This window comes from Propioniciclava sp. (assembly GCF_029977985.1).
Lineage (GTDB): Bacteria > Actinomycetota > Actinomycetes > Propionibacteriales > Propionibacteriaceae > Propioniciclava.
The window spans coordinates 1-3,213 of the sequence record NZ_JARKOT010000034.1 but is presented as its reverse complement, the minus strand read 5'-3'; the positions used below and the strand labels follow the sequence as shown (position 1 = coordinate 3,213).

At 69.7% G+C, this 3,213-nt stretch carries 4 protein-coding genes; all 4 read right to left on the bottom strand.

The window, feature by feature from the left end; all coding sequences use genetic code 11:
* Positions 1-721 (bottom strand): ABC transporter ATP-binding protein (locus Q1K57_RS02365; RefSeq protein ID WP_300078596.1); only part of this gene is annotated, 721 nt, incomplete at its 3' end.
* Between the two features lie 75 nt (positions 722-796).
* Positions 797-1,570 (bottom strand): ABC transporter permease, encoded by a 774-nt coding sequence (locus Q1K57_RS02360; protein ID WP_300078594.1) that lies wholly within the window; start codon positions 1,568-1,570, stop codon positions 797-799.
* Positions 1,570-2,415 carry an ABC transporter permease gene (locus tag Q1K57_RS02355; RefSeq protein ID WP_300078592.1) on the bottom strand — a complete coding sequence of 282 codons (846 nt, stop codon included), beginning with the start codon at positions 2,413-2,415 and terminating at the stop codon, positions 1,570-1,572. The genes Q1K57_RS02360 and Q1K57_RS02355 overlap by 1 nt, the downstream gene beginning before the upstream one ends.
* Positions 2,416-2,537: 122 nt before the next feature.
* Complete coding sequence (locus Q1K57_RS02350) at positions 2,538-3,212, bottom strand: SDR family oxidoreductase (RefSeq protein ID WP_300078588.1); 675 nt, start codon at positions 3,210-3,212, stop codon at positions 2,538-2,540.
* Position 3,213 lies beyond the last annotated feature (1 nt).

Below are 3,213 nucleotides of genomic sequence, written 5' to 3'. Positions count from 1 at the left end.
CGTAGATGTGGTGGCGCAGCTCGGTGAAGCGCTGCGTCGAGCGGGTCTCGAGCTGGGAGCGCTCGTCGGGCAGGTCGATGACGACGTCCTCCTGGACGACGGTCGGCGAACTCGACAAGACGATGACGCGTTCGGCCAGATAGACCGACTCGTCGATGTCGTGGGTGACGAACAGGACGGTCACACCGAGGCGGTGCCAGATGTCGCGGACGAGGTCCTCCAGGTCGGCGCGCGTCTGGGCGTCGACAGCGGCGAAGGGCTCGTCCATCAGGAGCACGTCGGGGTTGTACGCCACGGCCCGCGCGATGGCGACGCGCTGCTGCATGCCGCCCGAGAGCTGCCACGGGTAGCGCTTGTGTGCGTGGCCCAGGCCGACGGCGTCCAGGGCCTCGTCAACGCGCCGGGCGCGCGCGGCCGCGGGAACCTTCGCGTTCTTGAGGGGCAGTTCGACGTTGCCGTGCTCGGTGAGCCAGGGGAACAGCGAGCGGCCGTACTCCTGGAAGACGACCGCCATCGTCTTCGGCGGCCCGGTCACCTTCTTGCCATCGAGCACGACCTCGCCCTCGGTGGGTTCAAGGAGGCCGGAGATGATCTTGAGCAGCGTGGTCTTGCCGGCGCCGGACGGGCCGACGATGCAGGCCAGCTCGCCGCGCCGGACGTCGAAGGTGAGGTTGCGGACGGCCTCGACGGGCCCCGCGGCCGACGGGTAGATCTTCCGCACGCCCTTGACGCTCAGGAGGGTCTCCTGGCGCTGCTCGCGGGCCGAGCGGGGGCGTCCGTGCTGGTGCGGGTCGTGTCATTCACTGTGCTCAACCTCTTTCAGGCCGTGGTACCAGCGCAGGACGCGCTTCTCGATGAAGGAGCACAGGGTGGCCATGACGACGCCGATGAGGCCGAGCAGGACGATGCCGCTCCACATCTCGGGGATCGCGAACGACCGCTGGAACTGGACGATGGTGAAGCCGAGACCCGAGCGGGCCGCGAACATCTCGGAGATGACCATGAGGATCAGGCCGATCGACAGCGCCTGGCGGATGCCGGCGATGTAGAACGGCGCGATGGCGGGAAGGGTGAGCATCGTGACGCGGGAGGCACCGTGGATGCCGAACACCTTGGCCGTGTCGGACTGAACCTCGTCGAGGCTGCGCACGCCCTCGATCGTGTTGAGCAGGATGGGCCAGATGCAGCCGAACACGATGACGGCGATCTTCATCGTGTCACCGATGCCGACCATGACCATCAGGATCGGCACGAGGACGGGCGGGGGGATGGCCCGGAACAGTTCGAGGACCGGCTCGGCCAAGCGCCGGTGCACCCGGCTGCTGCCGATGAACAGGCCGAGGCCGATGCCGAGGACGATCGCCACCGCCAGCCCGGCGAGGAGGCGCAGGACGGAGGGGACGACGTCCACCATGAAGCGGGGGCCGATCCAGACCTTGATGAACGTGTTGAGCAGTTGGAGCGGCTTCGGCACCCAGAAGGAGGTGCTGGACGCGGTGAGCGCCCACCAGGCGAGGACGAGCAGTGCCGGCAGGCCGACGGCGTATCCGATGGTCTTGAGCGTCTTCATCACAGGGCCTCCGACCGGACCGACGAGTGCCAGGCCAGCGTCTTGCGCTCGATGAAGCGGAACACGATGTTGACGAGGACGCCGAGGAAGCCGGTCGCCAGGACGAGAGCGTACATGGGGGCGATGGCGCCGCCGGACTGGGCCAGCGCAATCTCCTTGCCTAGGCCAGGGTTGCCGATGACCAGCTCGGCCGTCACCGACAGGATGAGTGCGACGGCGGCGCCGAGGCGCAGGCCGGTCATGAGGTAGGGCAGCACCGTCGGCCAGACGACGTGGCGCATGCGGGCGAAGTAGCCGAGGCCAAAGCTCTTGGCGGTGTTGTTGGCCACGGGGTCGACGTCACCGACGCCGTAGAGCACCTGGATGAGGATCTGCCAGAACGAGGCGTAGACGATGAGCAGCAGCTTCGAGCCGAGTTGGACGCCGAACAGCAGCACCGCCAGCGGGATGAGGGCGACCGACGGGATCGGGCGCAGGAACTCGATGGTCGAGGCGGTGAAGCGCTGCAGGAACGTCGACGAGCCCACGACGAGGCCGATGGCGACCGCCGCCACGGTCGAGATCGTGAGGCCGATCGCCCAGCCCTTCAGGGTCTCGCCCGTGGCGGCCCAGAAGCTGCGGTAGATGAGGTTGCGGGCGAAGAGGGCGAGCACCTCGCTGGCCGGAGGCACGTAGCGCGGCGACACCAGGCCGATGCGGGGCACGATCTCCCAGACGAGCAGGAAGATCAGCGTGCCGATGAGCCCCAGCACGGGCGCTGGCAGCGACGAGAACCGCTGCCAGGCGGTCTTGGGCTTCTTCCCCGGCGAGGCGGCCGTCGGCGGCGTCGCGACGGCGGTGCTCATGCGCGCCCCGGGCGGGCGACGAATCGCAGGTTCATCACAGTCTCCCTTGTCCGTGAGGATGCTGCGACGCACTGGACCGTCAACAAGTTGTCAACAATCTTGTTGACACGGCTTGATCACGCTCAAGAGGGGCGCGCCAGCCCCGACGGCCGGACATTCACCACGTCGAACGCGGCATCGTCGGACGCCTCGAGCGCGGCCGCCACTGCGCGCGCCACGGAGGACGCCGCCAGGTACTCCTCCGCCCGGTACTCCCCGCCCTCGGCCGCCACGAGGTCGCGCTGCATGTCGGTGTCCACGCGACCGGGGTGCACCGAGCTCACCCGCACCCGGCCGCGCTCCTCGGCGCGCAGCGCGTCGGTCCAGGCACGCAGCGCGAACTTGGATGCCGCGTACAGCCCACCGCTGGCCCCCGCCGTGAAGCCCGAGCCCGAGTTGATCGCCACGACCTGCCCCCGGGACGCCCGCAGCAGGGGAAGCAGCAGCGACGTCAGGTGCGCCGGCGCGACCACGTTGAGCTCCAGCACCCGCCGCCACTCCGACCGGTCCACAGCGTCCAGTGGGCCGTACCCGAGCACCCCGGCCGAGTGCACGACCGCGTCGAGCGACCCGAGCCGGGACGAGGCCGCCGCGGTCGCTGCCTCGTCGGCCAGGTCACAGACGAAACCGGCGGCGTCCGGACACGTGGCGACGACCGCCGCGACGGCCGCCGCGTCCCGACCGCCCACGAGCACCCGCCACGTCGGCGCCAGCGCACGCACGACCTCCCGGCCGATGCCCCGGGTGCCGCCGGTCACG